The sequence below is a fragment of the Collinsella aerofaciens genome (genome assembly GCF_039062365.1).
Classification (GTDB): Bacteria; Actinomycetota; Coriobacteriia; order Coriobacteriales; family Coriobacteriaceae; genus Collinsella.
Map to the genome: position 1 here is coordinate 1 of NZ_JBCJBI010000010.1, position 19,388 is coordinate 19,388.

The following is a 19,388-nucleotide window of genomic DNA, read 5'->3' on the forward strand; positions in this document are numbered from 1 at the left end:
GGATTCGCGCCTCAGGACTCAGCGCAACGCGTTGCGCTGAGTCCTGAGGCTGTTGCAATGAAAATGAGAATCAAGGCAAACGATTGCTTTTGCTTGACTAAGGCGCAAAGGACTATTTGTTCTAGAAAACACGAACAAACGTACGATATAATAGAGATGTAAGTCTATAGAAACGTTTGACGTTACTAACGTAAGGCGATACTATGATTGCATCGTATAAAGATGAGGATACCGAACGCTTTGCCATGGGTGTGCGGGTCAGGAGGTTCGTGCCCTTTGAGCGTGTTGCGTTGAGGAAGATTCGCCAACTGCAGGTCTGTGCTTCGCTTGATGATCTTCGCGTTCCACCGGGCAACCGCCTGGAAGCTTTGAAGGGCGATCGTGCCGGTCAATATAGCATCCGTGTTAACGAGCGCTATCGGGTCTGTTTTGAGTGGAGACAGGAGATGGCTTGGAATGTCGAAATCGTCGATTATCACAAGTGATGAGACTTCGGCCGATTTGCTGTCGCCGGTGACTCCTGGTGAGCTTCTCAAAGAGGAGTTTCTTGTTCCCATGGGCATTTCTCAATATCGCCTTGCGAAAGAGACTGGGATTCCGGCTCAGCGTATCGGGCAGATTGTCTTGGGAAAACGTCGCGTGACGGCCGACACCGACCTCCGTCTTTGCCGTTATTTTGGCCTGACGGATGGTTATTGGCTGCGCGCTCAGGTGGCGTTTGACCTTGAGGCCGAGAAAAGGCGGATCGAACCGGAACTCGACAAGATCGTTCCTGTTCAGCAGGCTATCGCACTGTAGTGCTCAAAGATGATGGGGGTGGCGCGGCGATGAGGCGACGCCGACAGTCTGCCGTATATAGTCCGGGTGGATGCGGGTGCGGTTTGCTGCTGCTTCCGGTCATCGCTGTGGGCATTGGCGTGATGTTTGTGCTTGCTGGGCTGGCTACGGCGGCACTCGTACTGTTTATCACTGCTATCGGCGTGACGATTTGGCTTTATCGCAGTCGTGAGCAGCGCCGCGCCGACGGTAAGACCAATGTAGGATGGATGGCCTTTTTGGTCATCGCCTACCTGCTGAGCATCAGCTATTTGGCCTTCTTTATCCTGTTGCTTGTGAGCACCTTTACCGGGGAATCCGTCACGGTGGGTTGATGCACTGCCAGCAGACGGTTGCGCAAAGTGCGTTTGCTCGGCGTTTGGATAACTGCATTGGCCGTTTACCGCAGCCTTAGCTCTCAGCTAATGAATTCAAGTTTAATCCTTCCTACGATGTGCTGTGTGCCGGCACGGTAGCCGGATCGTAGGAAGGATGCATGATGAAAAAGCTTGAAAACGAAGTGCTGCTGAGCCGTCGCGCTGCACTGGGCGCATTCGCCACCGTCGCCTTGGGGACTGCCGGTCTTCTTACCGGTTGTGGTAGCGATAAGGCGACCGTCACCGAGGACGCTGGCGATGGCGACAAGAAGGAAGAGGCGAAGAAGGAAGAGCAGTCTACGACTGACCTGGCGGTTGGTGCGACGGTGACCACGGCTGCCGGTCTTTCCGTCGTTGTCGATTCCGTCCAGCCCGGCCTCACAAATTATGACGGTTCGACCATAACGGGCATTCACGTCACGTACGTCAACAATGGTGATGAGGGCGCAGATTACAACATCTACGACTGGAAGGGCGAGGACGCCAACGGCGCTCAGCAGAATCAGGGTTACTACAGCGAGGGCTCCGATGAGCTGCAGTCTGGTACCCTTGCCGCTGGTGGCTCTGTGGCGGGCAATATCTACTTTGATGGCGATATCAAGAAGGCACTGTATTTTGCCAACATGTTTGATAAGTCTGCCACTGCAAGCTGGGTGTTGGCCTAGCATGTCGCTACCGTTGCGCCGTATGGGAGGTGAAGTCGTATGCCCGATAAAAAGCTGACTGACGAGTTGCTCAATGAGCTTCTCGACGCGCCAAACATCGATGGCTATATCAAAGAACACGACTTTGCCACCCCGTCGCTTTCGAACTACCTGAAGCAGCTACTGCAGGAAAAGGGCTTGGAGCGCTCGCGCGTGGTTCGTATGGCCGATCTCAATGAGACCTTTGGCTATCAGATCTTTACCGGCGCGCGTCATCCGAGTCGCAATAAGGTGCTGCAGATTGCCTTTGCGATGGCGCTGACGCTCAAAGAGACCAACCGTGCGCTGACGGCTGCCGGGGTAAGCGTCCTTAACTGCAAGGACCGCCGCGATGCGATTATCATCTTTTGCATCGATCGCGGGTGCAGCCTCCAAAAGGTCAACGAGGAGCTGTATCGCTTTGGCGAGGAGACGGTGAGTTAGCGGCTGATATCTGAGCCGGCGGAGCTGCCGAACAACGATGCAAACGAACGGGGCGCGGATGCCATGAGGTGTCTGCGCCCTGCGCTATGATGGAGCCTATGGATACTCAGACCCCAACATATTCCGATGACGAGCTGACCGCAGCGCTTGCCGAGCACCTGGCGTCGCTCGATCGCGACGACAGCTATCGCGTGGAGCGAGTACTTAAGCGCTCGTCCGTTGAAACAACCGAGCTCGTGTACTTTGAAGGAACCGGCGGTGGTTCGCTCGGTCCCTTTGTTCGTAAACGCATCGATGCTTCGGCTCAAATCGGCGGGGCATACGAGCGTCTGTTTGCCGCTCAGCGGGCAGGCAGGCGTTTTGAGCACCTGCCCAGAATCGTCGATTGTCGTCGTGTGGGCGACGAGCTCAACGTGGTTATGGAATACATCGAAGGGGAGACGCTCGGGGCGCTGGTGTACCGTCTGGGAGCCACCCCCGATTATGCGCATGAATTGTATCCTGTCCTTTGCGACGCCGTGGGCGAGCTCCATGCCGGTTTTGCAATGGCGGGGGAGACGTCGGCGCCGGTGATCCATCGTGACCTCAAGCCGTCGAATATCATCGTGACAGGTGCCAACTATACGCCTGATGACGGCCTGACATTTTCATCGCTGGTGATTATCGACCTGGGGATCGCGCGCGTATGGCGCGATGGCGCCGATGCCGACACCGTCAAGTTTGGCACGCGACCCTATGCGCCGCCCGAGCAGTATGGGTTTGGGCAGACGAGTGTGCGCAGCGACGTCTACGCACTTGGCGCCCTGTTGTTCTTCTGCTTGACGGGAGTCGACCCTAAACCAGGGCTCGACATGCGCGAGCAATGCGAGGCGCGCGGCATTCCCACTCCACTTGCCGATGTCATCTGCATGTCGATGGCGCTTGACCCGACCAAACGTTTTGCGAGCGCGGAAGCGTTGGGACGGGCGACGCGCGCGGCATACGATCTGAGTCGCCCCGTGCGGCCTCCTGCGCCTGTCCGTACTCCGGCCTCGGAGACGGTGTTGGCGTCCCAAGGGCTCCAGAACCCCGCAAGGCTTTCTAGGCCTGCCGCCTCCGCTGCATGCGGTCTGCTCTCTCGCGTTCCGGAGTCTCTGGGGCGCATTTGGAATACGCTCGTCTGCTTCTCGCTGCTTGTGTTCTTTGCCGGAAGTCACTTTGCCGTCTTTCACCCCACGGGAGTAAACCAAAGCTACCCGACGTGGCTTCTCATAGTCGAGTATTTTTTCTTTGTCGATGGCCTTATAGTGCTTATGCATTTTGCGCTGCTCGATAAGCGCCGTCTTCGTCGACGATTCGCACTGCTCGACAGCTATCGCGGCAAGAAACTCGCGAAACTCTGGCTCAAGGCATTGGGTGTGCTGCTCCTATGCACAATCGTCATAGTCGCGGTTGCCAATGCGACCGGCGTTGTCGATACCTCCGCTACCTAAAAGAAAAAGGGCCCCATTGGGGCCCTTTGCAGTTGCACTTAGATGCGGTTCATCTGGGCGGCGACTTTGTTGTACCAGTCCTGCCACGTGGGCGGGCAGTACTTTTTGGCCGCTGCCGGGGTAAGGGTGGAGCCGTAGTTGGCGCCCAGATAGGCAACGTGAGCGGAGATGCCCTCGCTCCAGCTGCCAAAGCTGCGCCAACCGCCGCCACGTGCACTCCAGCCCCAGGCGTTGTAAGAATTGGCGCAATAAGCACCCTTGGTGCTCTCGATGCAGGCGATGGCGGGGGACCAACGGGGGTCGACACCGGTATTCCAAGCGGCGACGGCAAAGTTATACCCCTGGCCTGCCATGGGGGAGCCGGCGAGATAATTGTCAATGCGGCTCGTCCACTCATTAATGAACGAATCGTAATCGGAGTTGCCGCTGTTCGAGTTGTTCGGCGTGGTGTCGATGGTGGTGTTGGTGTTGGTGGCCTGGCTGCTGGAATTGCTGCCGCTTACGCCCTCGCCCGAGAGCTTCTCGGCGGCAGCGGCCTTATCGGCCTCAAGCTTGGCAAGCTCGGCGGCATTTTCCTGCTCGGCTTTTGCCTGAGCCTCGCTGCGGAGCTGCTGGGCCTGCGCCAGCGCATCCTCGGCGTTTTTCTGCTCTGCCTCAAGCTGAGACTTGGCCTGCTGGAGCTCAGCCTTGTTCTGCTCGAGTTCGGTTTGCATGTTATTGAGCTGTTCGATCTCGTCGACGCTCGAGCTCGTGATCTGGTTGGTGTATTTGCAGGTCGTGATGAACTCACCCAGGCTCTGTGCGTTGACCAGGAAGCTCACGATGGGATTGGTGCCCTTCTGATACTTGTACAGATCGCGCATGGCGGAGCTTGCCTTGGCCTGCTGCTCGGGAAGCTTGGCCTCGATTTCCTCGATGCTTGCCTCATTGGAGTCAATCTGCTTTTGCAGATCATCGAGTTTGGTGCGGGCGTCGTTGTAGGCGCTCGTGGCGGCTTCGATCTTCTGCTGGGCTGCGGAAAGCTGGTCCTGCGTTGCCTGCGAGGCGGCATACGCCGCAACGGGGGAGAGCATCGGCGTGGCCGTCAGCGCAACGGCGAGCGCGGCGCTCGTGATGATACGAGCCGGCTTCGACGCAATGAGCGCTGCGGTGCGATGATTCGAATGCTGCATCCAGTCCCTCTGCAATCAATCGTAGGTTATGGTTCGAACGGTATTCTACTACTGCTTTCGACCTCAACTTGAACCTTAAAGGTTCCAAAGGGTCAAGTTGAACTTGAGGCTTTGGCCTTGACCTGCAGAAATGGTGAATTGTTGAGAAACCATAGAGTTCAACTTTAACGTTACAGAGCCCTGTTTGAGAGGAGTTTAAGGCTGTAAAAGCCATCTCAACGTGGGGTTTTACAACTACAGCGTGCCCTTCTGGCGAGCCTGCTCAATCTCTTCGATGGCCTCGGCAGGGGTGAACGAACAGGTGCCGTCGCCGAGTTTGATTACCTGGATATCATCGCCGGCGTAGACCTCTCCACCCTTTAGTACCACGCCAAAAACGCCCTCGTGGGGAAAGATGCAGTCGCCGGCAAGATAGTAGATGGCACAGCGTGTGTGGCAGACCTTGCCGATCTGACTGATTTCGACGAGCACGTCGCTTCCAAGCTTGAGCTGTGTGCCCAAAGGGAGCGAGAGCAGGTTGATGCCCCGGGTTGTGAAGTTCTCCCCAAAGTCACCCTCGTGTACGTCGAGCCCGCGTGCCTGCGCCGTCTGGATGGACTCCGCGGCTAAAAAGGAAACCTGACGGTGCCAATGTCCGGCGTGCGCATCGGTGGCGAGGCCAAATTGCTCTATAACGGTGTCGCGTCCATCGGCGACGGGCGACTTGCGAGTGCCCTTGTGTACCGACGTGTTGATCGAGACGATGTGGGCGGGTCCGTTGTAGGCGTCGTTTGCCGTGCACAGGGGAGCGGTCGCTTTCGCACGTTTCGCCAGCTCGCGCCTCGCGGCATTGAGGATGGGATTATCGGTCGGATGGTCTTGGGGCACGTGCGCGCCTTTCGCTCGAGGATGTCAATACACTGAATCCTACAACAATGGTAGGTTCATTGCCCGTTGTCATACAACGGTGAGCGCCGTCTTCGTGCTGGCCTTCGTGCTGGACGATTACGTCGATTGCCATAGATACGGTGGAGCTTTGGGCGCCGGCGGCTTGGCACGCTAGAATAAATCAGTTGCGCAAAGACCGCCCGTTGTGTGGGCAGTTCATGATAGGAAGTTTCCATGGCATTGCAATTTACAGAGCGCGAGTTCATTCCCGTGCTGCTTGGTGGCGACATCAACGCCTATTCGGTGGCGCGCGCCTTCTACGAGGAGTACCAGGTCAAGAGTCTGGTCTTTGGCAAGTATCAGACGGGTCCCGCGTACCGCAGCCAGATTATCGACTACACGCCCAACGTGGATATCGACACCATGCCCGTGATGCTCAAAACCGTCAACGGCATTGCCCAAGCGCATGCCGACAAGACTATTGTCCTTGTGGGCTGCGGCGACAACTATGTCGCTCTCGTGGCTCAAGCCAAGGATGCTCATGAGCTGGCGGATAACATCGTCGCTCCCTACGCGCCCTACAGCATGCTCGAGCAGTGCCAGAAGAAGGAGATCTTCTACGAGCTGTGCGAGAAGCATGGTGTGCCCTATCCGCATACCTTTACCTTCACCATGGCGATGCTGAACGCCCAAGGCGAGGCACCTGCCGAAGTGCTCGACCAGATCGATTTTCCTTACCCGATGATTCTGAAGCCTTCTGACGGCATCATGTGGTGGCAGCACGAATTTGAGGGCCAGAAAAAGGCCTATGAGATTGCCGACCGCGCCGAGCTGGAACAGGTCATTCGCGATTCGTATGCCAGCGGCTACACCGACGACCTGATCTTGCAGGATCGCGTGCCCGGCAACGACGAGTACATGCGCGTGCTCACCAGCTATTCCGACCGCAACGGTAAGGTCCGCATGATGTGCCTGGGCCATGTGCTGCTCGAGGAGCATCAGCCCCACGGTGTCGGCAACCATGCCTGTATCATTACCGAGCCCAACGACGAGCTCATGGGCGGCGTGCGCAAGTTGCTCGAGGACCTTCACTTTGTGGGCTATTCCAACTTTGACGTAAAGTACGACGAGCGCGACGGCTCGTTTAAGTTCTTCGATTTCAACACGCGCCAGGGCCGCAGCAACTACTACGTTACCAACAGCGGCTTTAACGTTGCCAAGTATGTGGTGGACGAGTATGTGTTCAACCGTCCGTTTGAGCCGGAGTTTGTGACGGCTCAGGACGAGGCCCTGTGGATGGTCGTCCCCATGGGCGTCGTCGACAAGTACGTCAAGGATCCCGAGCTGCGCGCTAAGGTGCATCGCCTGGACAAGGAAGGCAAGGGCGCCGACCCTTCGTTTATGAAGGGCGACTTTGTCTTTAACCGCTGGCTGCGCATGTGGCACACCAAGCTGCGCCACTTTAAGCTGTTCAAGACGTATTACAAGTAGATGAGCGCGGCGCCCGTCCGGTTTGCATCGGGCGGGCGCGGGTATGATACGCGCAATTGCGCAAGCGTCACCAAGGAGGCGGCGATGGAAAAGCTGGGAGTTATCGGCGGCATGGGCGCCGAGGCCACGTCGTATTACTACGACCAAGTGGTGCGTCATACGGCTGCTGCCTGCGATCAGGAACATATCGACATGGTGGTGCTCTCCAAGTCGACCATGCCCGACCGCACGTTGGCCATTAAGACCGGCGAGCATGCCAAGCTGCTGGCGACCATGAAAGAGTGTGCCCAGGCACTCGAGTCGCTGGGCTGTGCGCACATTGCCATTCCCTGCAACACGTCGCACTACTTCTACGACCAGATCCAGTCGTTTACGAAGGTGCCGATTATCCACATGCCGCGTGAGTCGGTGCGCTATGCTCTGGCCGGTGCGGTGATGGGGGAGTGCGAGTTCGACCCCAACCTGAGTATGCCGGCCGAGCCGGTGCACAAGATTGGCATCATGGGCACCGACGGAACCGTGGGCGCGGGTGTCTACGGCCGCGAATGTAAGGCTGCGGGTGTTGAGGTTGTCTATCCCAGCGAGAAACGTCAGAACGATGTGATGTCGCTTATCTACGATGATGTGAAGGCCGGACGTGAGCCCGATATGGATAAGTTCGACCGCGTGATGTGGGAGTTCGCCCGTAGCGGCTGCGACCGCGTCATTCTGGCCTGCACCGAGCTCTCGGTGTTGCAAAAGTACCGAGAGATGCCCGAGATCACCCTCGACGCCATGGATGTCCTGGTGCGCGAATCCATCATCCGTAGCGGCGCTCCCTACCGCCTCTAGCTTCCGACCTGTCAAAAAGGGACAGGTTAATTTTGGTAGGTTTTATCTGGTGAAACAGTAAGGCCTCGGCTCGTTTGGTGCGAGCCGAGGCCTTTTGCGTTGGGCGGTTGCTGTCAGTGGTGAACTAGAACAGGAAGCCGATGGCGATGAGGGCGATGCTGACGATGAGCACGGCGATGTCTAGGCCCTTGATGGGGTAGCGCTTGTACGAGCTGGCGCGCGTACGCAGATAGAAGCCGCGCTGTTCTGCCGCCAAGGCTGTGGCATCGGTCTTGCCCACGCTCGAGATGAGCAGCGGCACGCACAGTGGCAGCATGAGCTTAAGCTTCTTGATGGGGTTCTTGGTGTCGTACTCGACGCCGCGTGCGGTCTGCGCCTCCATGATGGCGTTCATCTCTTGACCAAACACCGGCACGAAGCGCAGCGCCGTGGTAAAGGTGAAGGCATAGCGATACGGCACGTGCAGCACCTCGACGCAGGCGTTGGCAAGGTCGTTGAGCTTGGTCACCATGAGCATGAGGATGAGTGGTAACGCCACACCCAGCAGGCGCAGACAGGCCTTCGATCCTGTGATGAGACCCGTGTCGGTGATAAAGCCCCACACCACGTTGCCATCGCGCATAAAGGCCAGCTGGAGCACCAGCATGATAAGCGCGAGCGGAATCAGCAACTTGAGCAGCGAGAACAGACGGTCGACGACGCCGGCATACGCACCCAGCGCAAGGGTGAGTGCCAAAAAGCCCAGCAGCGCCACGTAGGTGTCGGACAAGAAGAAGCCGACGATGATGGCGGCGGCGAGGCCCAGTTTGACGACGGGATTCAGGCGATGCAGCAGCGTATCGCCCGGCATGTAGTCGATGACGTTAACCACGGTGGACCATCTCCTTGGCAATTCGAACGACATCGGTGACCTCGCTCACCTGCGCAAAAGCGGGCGAGACGGAAGATGCCAGACGGCGCGAGAGTTCAATAACCTGGGGAGGCTCCACGTAGGCACGCCGCATGAGATCGATGTTCGAGAATAGCTCGTGCGTGCGGCCGCGGTCGAGGATGCGACCGTCGGCCATTACCACAATGCGCTCGGCAAAGTCGGAGACGACTTCCATATCGTGGCAGACCATGATAACGGCGCAACCGCGCTCGGCCATGGTACGCACCGTTTCCATGACGGTCATGCACTCGCGGTAATCAAGGCCGCTCGTGGGCTCGTCGAGCACGACGATCTTGGGCTCAACCACTACGACGGAGGCAAGCGCCACCATTTGTCGCTGACCGCGCGAGAGCGAGAAGGGCGCCTCGTCGGCCGGCAAGCCAAAGCGGTCGATGACGAGCTGGGCGCGACGCAGCGCCTCGGCACGGTCGATGCCGGCAAGCTCCAGGCCAAAGGCGACCTCGTCGAGCACGGTGTCCTTGCAGATCTGACGGTCGGGGTTTTGGAAGAGGGTCGCGACCTCGCGAGCGATGCGGCTCGTGGGAACGGCTGCGGTATCCAGTCCCGTGACGCGCACGCTGCCCGAGGCGGGCTTAAGCAGGCCTGTGAGCAGTTTGGTGAGTGTGGTCTTGCCGGCGCCGTTTTGGCCGACGATGCCCACGAGCTCGCCAGGATAGAGCGTCAGGCTAAGGTCGTGTACGGCGGCTCCGCCATTGGGATAGGCAAACTCAACATGGTCGAAGGTGAGTACGGGTTCGGCGTCCTTGGCATGAGGGCGCAACGACGGTGCATGCGGGGAACCGGCGGGCGCCTGGGCTTCGATAGCCGCGCGTGCGGGGTCGACGATGCCCGAAATCAGGCGCTCGGCCTCATCGACATCCAAGCAAGGGGTACCGCTTACTAGACCATCGGTTTCGAGGCTATTGAAGATACGCGTGACGCGAGGGCAGTCGACGCCGATGGCACGAAGCTCGTCGGTATGCGCGAAGACCTCGTGTGGCTCGCCCTGCAGCGCGATTTCGCCATGGTTGAGCACGAGCACGCGGTTGCAGTACTCCGAGAGCAGGGCGACCTTTTGCTCAACGACGACGATGGTGATTCCAAGTGCGCGGTTTGCCTCACGCAGCGTCTCGAAGACCAACGTGGAGCTGGCGGGGTCGAGTGCCGCGGTGGGCTCGTCGAGAACCAAGACGCGCGGGCGCATGGCGAGGATGGCGGCGATGGCTACCTTTTGCTTCTGTCCGCCCGAGAGCGTGGCGATCTCGCGGTCGCGCAGGTCGCTGATGCCGACGGTCTCGAGCGTTTCGCTCACGCGCTGCTCGATCTGGTCGTGGGGAACGCCAAAGTTCTCGAGGCCAAAGAGCATCTCGTCCTCGACGACCGAGGCGACCATCTGCGTGTCGATATCCTGCAGCACGCTGCCGACGATCTGTGACACGTCGGTGAGCGAGGCTTCGCAGGTGTCATGGCCGTCAACCATGACGGACCCAAAGAACGCGCCGGTGTAGTGGTGGGGCACGGCACCTGACAGGCAGGCGGCAAGCGTGGACTTGCCGGCGCCCGAGGGCCCGATGATGCCCATGAAATCTCCCTTGTTCACGCTGAGCGAGATGTGGCTGAGCGCCTGCTCGGTCTGCGTGCCATAGGAGAACGAGACATCGTCGACGTTGATGATCGTTTCCATGGATACCTTTCATAGTCATTGGGGACGTTCTTTAATGACTAGTCGTTTAAGAACGTCCCCAAAAGCTAGCCGTTTGGGACAGTCTTTGGTGGTGAAGCACGGAGACGGCTTTACGAAGGACCCCAGGTTAGCGCGAAAGAGGAGCGAAGCGTGCTTGGGAGCGCGAGCGACGAATGAACGCCAAGATGGGGTGGCTCGTAAAGCCGAGCGGGTTAGTTGAGCTTCAGGGCCTTCTGGATGGGCAAGTAGAGGGCGCCGACCAGAATGGCGTTAAAGACGGCGGTCATGGCGACGACGGGCAGCATGGCGGCGGCGAGCTCGCCGACCACGCCGAGCATGGCCATCTTGATGACCATGAAGATGACGCCGGAGACAAAGGTGGTCAGGAAGGTTGCGACAATGGCGATGGCGGGCTTGACCTGACCGCCCTTGCCGGCGGCGTTGACGATGGCGGCCATGAGCATGGCGGCGATGCCCTCGGCGGCAAAATCGACGAACGGCGAAGTGGTGGTGATCTGGATCACGGCAGCCGAGATAAGGCCAATGACGAGCGCCTGGCCGATGTTGGGGCGAACGACCAGGATGGTGAGGCAGAAGGCCGAGATGATGAACTCGGGGCTGATCATGCCGCCCGAGATGCCCGAGATGGCCTTGCCGACGGTGAAGTTGAGGATGAAGCCGGCGGCGAGCAGGATGGCAAGCAGGACGAGGGCGCGGACATCGAGTTTGCCACGGTCGGCGGTCTGGACGGTGCGGGGCTGGGTGGCGGTGGTGTTCTGAGACATGGTGAAAATCCTTTCGGAATGGGAGTGCAAGAGAAAAGCGGAGGCGCGTGATGCGAATGCGATCGGGCTCGAGATAGAAAAAGGCCCCCGGTCGAAACCGGAGGCCTTCCAATCACCTAGAGCGCAAAAACAGGCGTGAGGGACTCACTGTCGACCGATCGTATTCGCATCACGCCACCACCAGTTGTTGAGAGACTTCATTGTGTTCTTCATGTTGGTGGCTCCTTTCGTGATGCCGTGGCGCGGTCGCACCTAGTTGCTGTTGCGCTGCACTATAGCACAGCAAAGTGTGTGCGGGGAAATCTTTTTTGAAAAGATTTCAGGCGGGTTTCCCGTCGGTCAAAAGAGCGGGCTGAGCGGGCGTGGTGACTCATGTGCCCCGCCCGCTCAGCTAGGACATGAGGGTCTTAGGCCTTCTTGCGACGATAGATCACGTAGGCGCAGACACCGATGATGACGACGGCGCCAACGGCCATGGCGGCCATGTTGTTGCCCTCGGATTTCTCCTCGGTGGCCTCTTCCTCTTCGGCCTCGGGCTCGGCCACGTCCTCATCGGAAAGGGCCTCGTCGGCGTAGGTGATGGACTCGACCAGGCAGTCGTTGTCAGCATCGTAGTCACTCGGGACGAACTCCTCGGAGAAATCGCCCTCCTGGAGGTAGTCGCGCATCTCCTCGAGCATGGCCTTGCACTTAACATAGGTGTTCTTGGTTGCAGCCTTGCCGGCCTTGTTGGCCAGGACGGTGCGGGCTTCGGTGCCTTCTTCGGCCTGCATGGCCTCGTCGACGGTCAGGTTCTGCTCGATGAGTTCCTTCTGCAGGGCGTCGAGATAGGCGCGGACGCCGGTGGCGCAGTGGTCGCGATTCTCATAGGCGAGCGTGTTGATGTCCATGAGGACGTAGTTGATGGAGTTCTTGGGTTCCTCGTTGTTCACGACGTCTTCCTCTTCGCAGTGATCGAAGGAGACATCCTGATCGCTGAAGTAGGGGCTGACCTCGGTGAGCAGTGCGGAGTAGAGGGGGATGGCGACGGAGAACTCGGCGTTGGAGAGCATCTCCCATTGAATGGTCGCGATCTCGGGGTCCATGCCGTGACGGATCTGGAAGGTGTGGATCTCGGTGTTGCGGTTGGAGCCGATGGCATAGGCGCCGTCGGTGTTGGCGTTGAGGCCGGCGACGTTCTCTCCGCGAGCAGCGAAGGAACGAATCATCTCAAAGGTGTTCCAGTCAGACTTGCCGGGTGTGAAGAACAGCGGCTGCATCTCGTGGACCAGGGCGCCGGTCGTGGCACGAGCGTCTTCGCGCTCGTCCTTGACGATCTCGTAGTCGGTGCCCTCGGCAAGCGGAGCCATGAAGTAATCGCGGCCCTGGACATAGCGCGACCACTGGTGCATACCGGCCTCGCTAATCTCCTCGCCGTAGGTCTTGGCGACGTCGAACTTGCCGTCGGTGTACTCGGCAAAGCCCTTCTCCTTTGGCATGGACTCGATGTCCTCGGAGTGGAGGCAGTTCTCAGTGTCGTCTAAGTCGACATCATAGGTGAGGTTGCCGATGTTGGGGTTGAGCGAGGCGATGTCGTCGGTGAGCCTCATGGCAATCCACTGATGGCCGGAAAGTGCTGCAAACAGCCAGGTCTCGTTGTTGTCGGCGATGATGATTTGGTCGTTGGAGCAGACGCCCTGCTCGTCAATCAGGCTGCCGAGGAGCTCGACACCCTCGCGGGCCGTGGCGCTCTCGCCCAGAATGACGCTGGCGTAGTTGTACTCGCCGATGCCGGTCTTCTCGGTGACGGGGTCGGCTTCCTCTGCCTTCTCGTTATAGGAGGTGCTCAGCGTAGCAGAGCAGGAAACGCCCTTTTCGTTGATGCCGGCCTCGGAATATGCGTCGTAACGATCTTCCCACTGTGAGGGGTTGTCGCGAACGAAGGTGTAGCGGTAGGTTGCGCCCTTGGACTTGTACTCAAAACCGGACTCGACCGAGGTGTACTCGTTGCCGTCCTTGTGTGCGGGCTCAATGCCAAAGTGCTTGATGTAGCGCGGACCGAAGTCCTCGGAACGGCCGTAGTACGTGTTGCCGTCTGCCGTGAGCTTGCTGCCCATGTAGATCTGGGTGCAGGCGAGTGCCGAAGTCGGCATGGCCATGATGGCCGCTGCTCCAAACGCAAGGCCGCAGCCGAGCTTTTTGAGCGTGTTGACAGGATGAGTAAACCTCATAATCCCTCCCAACCGTTGAAACCCCGCGAAACCGTACGGAGCTTCAGCTAATAAATACATCTATTAGCCTATCGGAAGTCTAAAGAGTATTCATCTAATTCGACGAAATACTCGATGAGCGTCCCAAAATATGCGATGAGCGGATAAGAATACTCATTTCGTAGCTTTACTTAAATAAAGGCACCCTGCAATTACTGTACCTGAATAAAGCGCCTTGCACGGGGCGCAAAGAAAAACCCCGCTGTTCGGCAAATGCATAAACAGCAGGGGAGACGATAATTGGATGAATATCATACCAATGTGGAATTACTTCTTCCGGCGGTGGATCACGTTGATCGCATAGCCGACGAGCATGGCCAAAACGATGACGATAAAGCCGATCAGGGGATTGTCGTTCATGGGGTCCTCCTATTTACCAAGCGGTGAGAATTCGTCGACGATGAGGTCGAGGCATTGCGGAAGCGCGCGGGCTCCAAAGACGCCCGAGTTGCTGGAGATGATCTCGCCATCGAACTGCATGCCCAGCGACGGCGTGCAGGTGATCTTGGCTTCCTTGGTCTGGATGATCTTGAACTGCGGGCGGCCGAGTACCTTGCCGGCGGGGTCGAGTGCGGCGGTGATCACAGTAGGCAACAGCTGCACGGTGCGCACGGGTTCGATGACCGCAATGTCGACCATGCCATCGTTCATGCGGCAGTCGGGGAACAGGTTGATGTCGTTTTGGATGACCGAGGTATTGCCCGCCATGCAGCAAATGCCGTCGAGCTCCTCGACAATGCCGTCGTGCTCAATGGTAAAGTGCGCCACCGTGGGGTTGGGCGTGGCGAGCGCGGAGAGGAAGTAGGCGATCTCGCCGATATCGTTTTTGGTGGGGGCGGCCTTCATCATGATCTCGGCGTCGAAGCCCGAGCCGGCGATGATGATAAAGCCGTGGCGCTTCTCGTTGCCGTCCTCGTCGAGCCAAAAGAGCTCGCCCATGTCCACTTTGACCGTGCGACCGGCGCGGCAGGCCTTGGCGAGCGCCGCCGCCTCAGGGGCATTGCCGATGTTGTTGAAGAACAGGCAGGCCGTACCGGAGGGGAAGACGAGCGTGGGGACACCGCATCCGCGCATCTGATCGAGCACGTTGGAGACGGTGCCGTCGCCGCCCGAAACGACCACGCGATCAAACTCGCGCACGTCCGCCACGGCGTCCTCGGGTTCCATGCCATCGCCGATAAAGCGCATCACGACCTCGTCGCCGCCCTGCGCGAGGGCGTGCGTGAACGCGTAGATTTCATCTGAGCTGGGGCCCGATGCCGGGTTGTGGATGATAAGGCAGCGCATACTTACGTTCCCGTTCTGTGACTAACCGAGTATAGTTGTAAGGCAATGCCGATATCCTACCCGTGTTTTTCGGGCCTAACCTTATTCGATGGGTTGATATGTACATTTCCACACATCAGGCTCTGCTCGACTTTTGCCAGCGCGCCCGTGAGTTTGACGCGATTGCCGTCGATACCGAGTTTTTGCGCGAGCGCACGTTTCACCCGCGCCTGTGCTTGGTCCAGATTGCCACCCCTGCCGAGAGCGTCGCGGTCGATCCTTTGGTGATCGTCGACCTGTCGCCGCTCGCCGAGCTTATGGGCGATGAGAGCGTGACCAAGGTGTTTCACGCCTGCTCGCAGGATATGGAGGTTATGCTCCATACCGTGGGCGTGCTGCCGCGTCCCATTTTTGACACGCAGGTGGCCGCCGCCTTTCTGGGCGAGCGCCAGCAGATTTCCTATGGCGCGCTCGTGCAGACGTTCTGCGGCGTCTCGTTGCCCAAGACCGAGTCGCTGACCGATTGGTCGCGCCGCCCGCTGACCGATAAGCAGATTGAGTACGCGATCGATGACGTCAAGTATCTGATCGTTGCCTATACCGAGATGATGAGCCGCCTACGCGAGCTGGGCCGTGTGGATTGGGTGCTCGATGAGCTGCGCCCGCTTGCCGACGAGTCGCACTACCGCGCCGACCGCCATGAGGCATTCCGCAAGGTCAAGCGCATCAACTCCTGCAGCCGCCATCAGCTGGGCATTGCGCGCGAGCTCGCCGCCTGGCGCGAGGACCGCGCCGAGCGGCGTAACATCCCGCGCAAGTGGGTCATGTCCGACGATACGCTGCTGGCCCTGGTTAAGCGCAATCCCGTGCGTGTCGAGGAGTTCCGCAGCATCCGCGGCACCGATCAGCTGGGGGAGCGCGATGTGGACGGCGCGCTCATGGCCATCAAGCGCGGCGCGAGCTGCCCGCACGATCGCCTGCCGCTCATGGTGCGCGGGCATCGCCAGATTTCGCCGGAGCTGGAGAGCGTGACCGACCTGATGTATGCGCTTATTCGCTTGGTTGCTGAGCGCTCGGGCGTAGCGACCTCGGTCATTGCCTCGCGCGATGACCTAGCCGATTACATCGAGCATCCTGAGCAAAGCCCCCTGCGCGAAGGCTGGCGCTTTGAGCTCGTGGGCTCGCGCCTGGACGATCTGCTTTCCGGCAATATGGGGTTGACGGTGAAGGACGGCAAAATCGAGCTCCTGTAGGGAAGCCTAGCCGGTTGAGTGGGTAGAATGCCTCCAACGTGTAACTCGATTCGGAGGAATTCGCATGCCTTATTACTATGGTTACGGCTTTGGCATCGACCCGCTGTACCTGCTGGTTGTTCTTGTCTGCACGGTGCTTGGCCTTGCTGCGCAGAGCTATATCAATTCGACGTACAAGACCTGGTCCAAGGTTCGCTCGGACGGCGACACGGGCGCCACGGTTGCTCGCCGCATGCTTGACGCCAACGGTTGCAATGCCGTGGGTATCAAGGGTGTCGCCGGTGAGCTCACCGACCATTACAACCCGCAGGATAACAACCTGTATCTGTCGGATGCCAACCGTTCGGGCGGTTCGGTCGCAAGCGTTGCCGTCGCCTGCCACGAGGCGGGCCATGCCGCCCAGCGTCAAAGCGGCTATGCCATGATGAAGGTACGCACCGCCCTCGTGCCGGTCGTCAACTTTACCCAGAACACTTGGACCATCGTGCTACTCATGGGTCTGTTTATGAACATCGCGGGACTCACGACCCTCGCATTGATCTTCTTCTCTTTTAGCGTGCTGTTCCAACTCGTTACGCTGCCTGTCGAGATTGACGCCAGCCGACGCGCCGTGGCATATATTGAGCAGTCGGGTATGAGTTCCAAGCAGGTCAACGGTGCCAAGAAGGTGCTGACGGCCGCCGCGCTTACCTATGTTGCCGCTGCGCTCACCTCGATTATTCAGCTGCTCTATCTTATGGCTCGCTACAACAGAAACTCCAACCGATAACAAATTGGGTCGCTGGGCGCCGCGGGGATTCGTGTCCCCGCGGCGCTGTACTATGTGTTGGACTTGAATTTGCGCAGGGCCGAAGCCCTTGTGCACGATGACGAAAGGAGGCTGCGTGGCAGGCTGGAATCTAACCGGCAATGCCGTTTCCGCCGAGTTTGACGGTTCGGATGAGCAGGAGCGCAAGGAGCTCAGCGTGAGCCAGGCGGTGGAGATCGCCGCTGGTGCGCTCGATGCCATTCCGCAGCTGAGTGTCCTGGGCGAGGTCACGGGTTTCCGTGGTCCCAACGCCCGAAGCGGCCACTGCTACTTCCAGATTAAAGACGACTCGGCCGCCGTCGACTGCATCATCTGGAAGGGCGCCTATCTCAAGCGTACCTTCGATCTGCGTGACGGCATGCAGGTGAGCTTTAAGGGCAGCTTCAACCTCTATAAGCCCACGGGTCGCATGAGCTTCGTCGCCCGCTCGTTTTCGCTGGCGGGGGAGGGTCTGCTGCGTCAACAAGTGGCGCAGCTGGCCGAAAAGCTACGCCGCGAGGGCCTGATGGACGAAGCGCGCAAGCGCCGCATCCCGGTGTTCTGCTCCCGCGTGGCGGTCGTCACCTCGCTTTCGGGTGCCGTAATCGACGACGTCAAGCGCACGTTGCGTCGTCGCAACCCGCTCGTCGAGCTCGTCTGCGTGGGCGCCAAGGTTCAAGGCGAGGGTGCTCCGACAGAGCTCATAGAGGGCTTGCGCCGCGCCGCTTCCATTACGCCGGCGCCCGACTGTATTTTGTTGGTGCGCGGCGGCGGCTCCTTTGAGGACCTTATGACCTTTAATGACGAGGAGCTTGCCCGCGCGGTGGCGGCTTGTCCTGTGCCCGTGGTGACCGGCATTGGCCATGAGCCCGATACCTCGATCTGCGACATGGTGAGCGACCGCCGCGCCTCCACGCCCACGGCGGCGGCCGAATCGGTGGCGCCGGCCATGACGGAGTTGGCCGATGTGCTCGAGGCGCGCCATCAGCGTCTGGGTGCCGCGATGGCATCGATGATTGGGTCGGCCCAGGTCGACCTGGAGATGCTCGATCAGCGTGGCCGTCGTTCCTGGGATACCTATACGGCTCGCTTGGGCGACGCGCTCGATGCGGCCGCATGCCGCCCGTGTCTCAACGATCCGACATTTATGGTTGAGCGTCGCGAGTCCGAGCTTGCCCTGACGGCCGATCGTCTGTCCGGCGCCATAACGCGTTCGGTCGGGGCCTTCCGTTCCAACTTCGAGCGTCTGCCCGAGCGCTTGATCGCAAGCACCTCGGGGCTCGATGGCAAGCGCCATGCGCTCACGCTTGCGAGTTCCCGCCTGGAGCATCAGGGGCGCACGATGCTCAACAAGCCCGCGTCCGACCTGGGCCGTGCGGCAGCCTCACTCGATGCCCTGTCACCGCTCAAGGTGCTTGCTCGCGGCTATTCCATCGCGTACAGCGATGATGGTGTGGCCACGAGCGCCAAGACCTTTAAGCCCGGCGACGCCATCCGCGTGCGCATGGCAGACGGTAACGTTGCGGCAACGGTCGATACGGTCGAGTAGACCGCGTTTCATAGCGATAAACCTTTAGGAAAGGAAACAGATATGGCAGAGAAGACCCCGGTCGAGCAGCTTACGTACAAGCAGGCTTCGCAGGAGCTGGAGCTCATTATCCGCAGCCTGGAGTCGGGCGATATGGAGCTCGAGGAGTCGCTCGAGAGCTACACCCGCGGCGTCGAGCTCCTCAAGAGCCTGCGCACCCGCCTGTCCGATGCCGAGCAGAAGGTCTCGGTGCTCCTTAAGGACGTCGACGGCAATGACGTGCTCGCCGACGGCGAAGCCGCCAACACCGACGACAACCTCTCGTTCTAACCATCCCGACCAAATATAATTACCTTGGTCTGTGAGAAAGGAACCAAACATGTGCGATTGCATCTTCTGCAAAATTGCCAACCACGAGATTCCCTCGACCGTTGTCTATGAGGACGACCAGGTCATCGCCTTCGACGACCTCAACCCCCAGGCGCCGGTCCACACGCTCGTGATCCCTAAGAAGCACTACAGCGATATCGCCGATAACGTGCCGGCCGAGACCATGGGCGCCATGGCTCACGCCATCCAGGAGGTCGCTAAGGCCAAGGGCTTGGAGGACGGTTTCCGCGTCATCTCCAACAAGGGCGTCAACGCCGGCCAGACCGTCATGCACTTCCACATGCACGTCCTCGGCGGCAAAAACCTGGGCGAGAACCTCATCTGAGGGCGCGTAGTCCGTCGCCTTGGCTGCCTTTGGAGTA

The 19,388-nt window shown here is 59.3% G+C and carries 20 protein-coding genes; 13 read left to right on the forward strand and 7 right to left on the reverse strand.

Annotated elements, in window-relative coordinates; genetic code table 11:
* The first annotated feature begins 203 nt into the window (after positions 1-203).
* The 6 genes from ABCN01_RS06240 to ABCN01_RS06265 all read left to right on the forward strand — a co-directional run bounded on the left by ABCN01_RS06240 (position 204) and on the right by ABCN01_RS06265 (position 3,792).
* Positions 204-485, forward strand: a complete 282-nt coding sequence (locus ABCN01_RS06240) for a type II toxin-antitoxin system RelE/ParE family toxin (RefSeq protein WP_006234335.1) — start codon at positions 204-206, stop codon at positions 483-485.
* Entirely contained in the window at positions 457-798 is a 342-nt protein-coding gene (locus ABCN01_RS06245) for a HigA family addiction module antitoxin (RefSeq protein WP_050766086.1), read from the forward strand. The genes ABCN01_RS06240 and ABCN01_RS06245 overlap by 29 nt, the downstream gene beginning before the upstream one ends.
* Positions 799-827: 29 nt before the next feature.
* Positions 828-1,151: a hypothetical protein gene (locus ABCN01_RS06250; RefSeq protein WP_343014233.1), complete on the forward strand. Its 324-nt coding sequence runs from the start codon at positions 828-830 to the stop codon at positions 1,149-1,151.
* A gap of 164 nt (positions 1,152-1,315) precedes the next feature.
* Complete coding sequence (locus tag ABCN01_RS06255) at positions 1,316-1,858, forward strand: DUF4352 domain-containing protein (RefSeq protein ID WP_342996626.1); 543 nt, start codon at positions 1,316-1,318, stop codon at positions 1,856-1,858.
* Between the two features lie 39 nt (positions 1,859-1,897).
* Positions 1,898-2,320, forward strand: coding sequence for an XRE family transcriptional regulator (locus ABCN01_RS06260; RefSeq protein ID WP_271747220.1), 423 nt, complete (start codon positions 1,898-1,900; stop codon positions 2,318-2,320).
* A 98-nt stretch (positions 2,321-2,418) separates the two neighbouring features.
* Positions 2,419-3,792: a serine/threonine protein kinase gene (locus ABCN01_RS06265; protein WP_342996624.1), complete on the forward strand. Its 1,374-nt coding sequence runs from the start codon at positions 2,419-2,421 to the stop codon at positions 3,790-3,792.
* Positions 3,793-3,830: 38 nt separating this feature from the next.
* On the opposite strand, the gene ABCN01_RS06270 is transcribed toward ABCN01_RS06265, so the two are convergent.
* Complete coding sequence (locus ABCN01_RS06270; RefSeq protein WP_342996623.1) at positions 3,831-4,964, reverse strand: coiled-coil domain-containing protein; 1,134 nt, start codon at positions 4,962-4,964, stop codon at positions 3,831-3,833.
* A 234-nt stretch (positions 4,965-5,198) separates the two neighbouring features.
* Positions 5,199-5,831, reverse strand: a complete 633-nt coding sequence (locus ABCN01_RS06275) for an MOSC domain-containing protein (protein WP_342996621.1) — start codon at positions 5,829-5,831, stop codon at positions 5,199-5,201.
* Positions 5,832-6,065: 234 nt separating this feature from the next.
* On the opposite strand from ABCN01_RS06275, the gene ABCN01_RS06280 reads away from it, so the two are divergent.
* Positions 6,066-7,322, forward strand: a complete 1,257-nt coding sequence (locus tag ABCN01_RS06280) for a carboxylate--amine ligase (RefSeq protein ID WP_117629769.1) — start codon at positions 6,066-6,068, stop codon at positions 7,320-7,322.
* An 84-nt stretch (positions 7,323-7,406) separates the two neighbouring features.
* Positions 7,407-8,153, forward strand: a complete 747-nt coding sequence (locus ABCN01_RS06285; RefSeq protein WP_040358337.1) for an aspartate/glutamate racemase family protein — start codon at positions 7,407-7,409, stop codon at positions 8,151-8,153.
* A 124-nt stretch (positions 8,154-8,277) separates the two neighbouring features.
* On the opposite strand, the gene ABCN01_RS06290 is transcribed toward ABCN01_RS06285, so the two are convergent.
* The 5 genes from ABCN01_RS06290 to ABCN01_RS06310 form a co-directional block, all read right to left on the reverse strand.
* Positions 8,278-9,024, reverse strand: coding sequence for an energy-coupling factor transporter transmembrane component T family protein (locus ABCN01_RS06290; protein WP_342996618.1), 747 nt, complete (start codon positions 9,022-9,024; stop codon positions 8,278-8,280).
* Positions 9,017-10,768, reverse strand: a complete 1,752-nt coding sequence (locus tag ABCN01_RS06295; RefSeq protein WP_342996617.1) for an ABC transporter ATP-binding protein — start codon at positions 10,766-10,768, stop codon at positions 9,017-9,019. Before ABCN01_RS06295 ends, ABCN01_RS06290 begins: the two co-directional genes overlap by 8 nt.
* A 212-nt stretch (positions 10,769-10,980) precedes the next feature.
* The gene (locus tag ABCN01_RS06300; RefSeq protein ID WP_342996616.1) at positions 10,981-11,553 is read right to left on the reverse strand and encodes a hypothetical protein; all 573 of its coding nucleotides are present in this window, start codon (positions 11,551-11,553) and stop codon (positions 10,981-10,983) included.
* Positions 11,554-11,960: 407 nt separating this feature from the next.
* Positions 11,961-13,763, reverse strand: coding sequence for a C69 family dipeptidase (locus tag ABCN01_RS06305; RefSeq protein ID WP_342996615.1), 1,803 nt, complete (start codon positions 13,761-13,763; stop codon positions 11,961-11,963).
* Positions 13,764-14,171: 408 nt separating this feature from the next.
* The gene (locus tag ABCN01_RS06310) at positions 14,172-15,089 is read right to left on the reverse strand and encodes a diacylglycerol/lipid kinase family protein (protein ID WP_117766165.1); all 918 of its coding nucleotides are present in this window, start codon (positions 15,087-15,089) and stop codon (positions 14,172-14,174) included.
* Positions 15,090-15,187: 98 nt separating this feature from the next.
* On the opposite strand from ABCN01_RS06310, the gene rnd reads away from it, so the two are divergent.
* The 5 genes from rnd (at position 15,188) to ABCN01_RS06335 (ending at position 19,351) form a co-directional block, all read left to right on the forward strand.
* A complete protein-coding gene (gene rnd / locus ABCN01_RS06315; protein ID WP_342996613.1) occupies positions 15,188-16,321 on the forward strand; it encodes a ribonuclease D in 1,134 nt (377 codons plus the stop codon).
* 64 nt (positions 16,322-16,385) lie between these two features.
* Positions 16,386-17,090, forward strand: coding sequence for a zinc metallopeptidase (locus ABCN01_RS06320; RefSeq protein ID WP_117855647.1), 705 nt, complete (start codon positions 16,386-16,388; stop codon positions 17,088-17,090).
* Between the two features lie 115 nt (positions 17,091-17,205).
* The gene (gene xseA / locus ABCN01_RS06325) at positions 17,206-18,657 is read left to right on the forward strand and encodes an exodeoxyribonuclease VII large subunit (protein ID WP_342996612.1); all 1,452 of its coding nucleotides are present in this window, start codon (positions 17,206-17,208) and stop codon (positions 18,655-18,657) included.
* Between the two features lie 42 nt (positions 18,658-18,699).
* Complete coding sequence (gene xseB / locus ABCN01_RS06330; RefSeq protein WP_006234311.1) at positions 18,700-18,966, forward strand: exodeoxyribonuclease VII small subunit; 267 nt, start codon at positions 18,700-18,702, stop codon at positions 18,964-18,966.
* A gap of 49 nt (positions 18,967-19,015) precedes the next feature.
* Positions 19,016-19,351 carry a histidine triad nucleotide-binding protein gene (locus tag ABCN01_RS06335; protein ID WP_035137921.1) on the forward strand — a complete coding sequence of 112 codons (336 nt, stop codon included), beginning with the start codon at positions 19,016-19,018 and terminating at the stop codon, positions 19,349-19,351.
* Positions 19,352-19,388 lie beyond the last annotated feature (37 nt).

Coding starts and splice junctions, on each gene's coding strand:
- ABCN01_RS06240 (WP_006234335.1), top strand. CDS start 204: ATGATTGCATCGTATAAAGATGAGGATACCGAACGCTTTGCCATGGGT.
- ABCN01_RS06245 (WP_050766086.1), top strand. CDS start 457: ATGTCGAAATCGTCGATTATCACAAGTGATGAGACTTCGGCCGATTTG.
- ABCN01_RS06250 (WP_343014233.1), top strand. CDS start 828: ATGAGGCGACGCCGACAGTCTGCCGTATATAGTCCGGGTGGATGCGGG.
- ABCN01_RS06255 (WP_342996626.1), top strand. CDS start 1,316: ATGAAAAAGCTTGAAAACGAAGTGCTGCTGAGCCGTCGCGCTGCACTG.
- ABCN01_RS06260 (WP_271747220.1), top strand. CDS start 1,898: ATGCCCGATAAAAAGCTGACTGACGAGTTGCTCAATGAGCTTCTCGAC.
- ABCN01_RS06265 (WP_342996624.1), top strand. CDS start 2,419: ATGGATACTCAGACCCCAACATATTCCGATGACGAGCTGACCGCAGCG.
- ABCN01_RS06270 (WP_342996623.1), bottom strand. CDS start 4,964: ATGCAGCATTCGAATCATCGCACCGCAGCGCTCATTGCGTCGAAGCCG.
- ABCN01_RS06280 (WP_117629769.1), top strand. CDS start 6,066: ATGGCATTGCAATTTACAGAGCGCGAGTTCATTCCCGTGCTGCTTGGT.
- ABCN01_RS06285 (WP_040358337.1), top strand. CDS start 7,407: ATGGAAAAGCTGGGAGTTATCGGCGGCATGGGCGCCGAGGCCACGTCG.
- ABCN01_RS06295 (WP_342996617.1), bottom strand. CDS start 10,768: ATGGAAACGATCATCAACGTCGACGATGTCTCGTTCTCCTATGGCACG.
- ABCN01_RS06300 (WP_342996616.1), bottom strand. CDS start 11,553: ATGTCTCAGAACACCACCGCCACCCAGCCCCGCACCGTCCAGACCGCC.
- ABCN01_RS06305 (WP_342996615.1), bottom strand. CDS start 13,763: ATGAGGTTTACTCATCCTGTCAACACGCTCAAAAAGCTCGGCTGCGGC.
- ABCN01_RS06310 (WP_117766165.1), bottom strand. CDS start 15,089: ATGCGCTGCCTTATCATCCACAACCCGGCATCGGGCCCCAGCTCAGAT.
- rnd (WP_342996613.1), top strand. CDS start 15,188: ATGTACATTTCCACACATCAGGCTCTGCTCGACTTTTGCCAGCGCGCC.
- ABCN01_RS06320 (WP_117855647.1), top strand. CDS start 16,386: ATGCCTTATTACTATGGTTACGGCTTTGGCATCGACCCGCTGTACCTG.
- xseB (WP_006234311.1), top strand. CDS start 18,700: ATGGCAGAGAAGACCCCGGTCGAGCAGCTTACGTACAAGCAGGCTTCG.
- ABCN01_RS06335 (WP_035137921.1), top strand. CDS start 19,016: ATGTGCGATTGCATCTTCTGCAAAATTGCCAACCACGAGATTCCCTCG.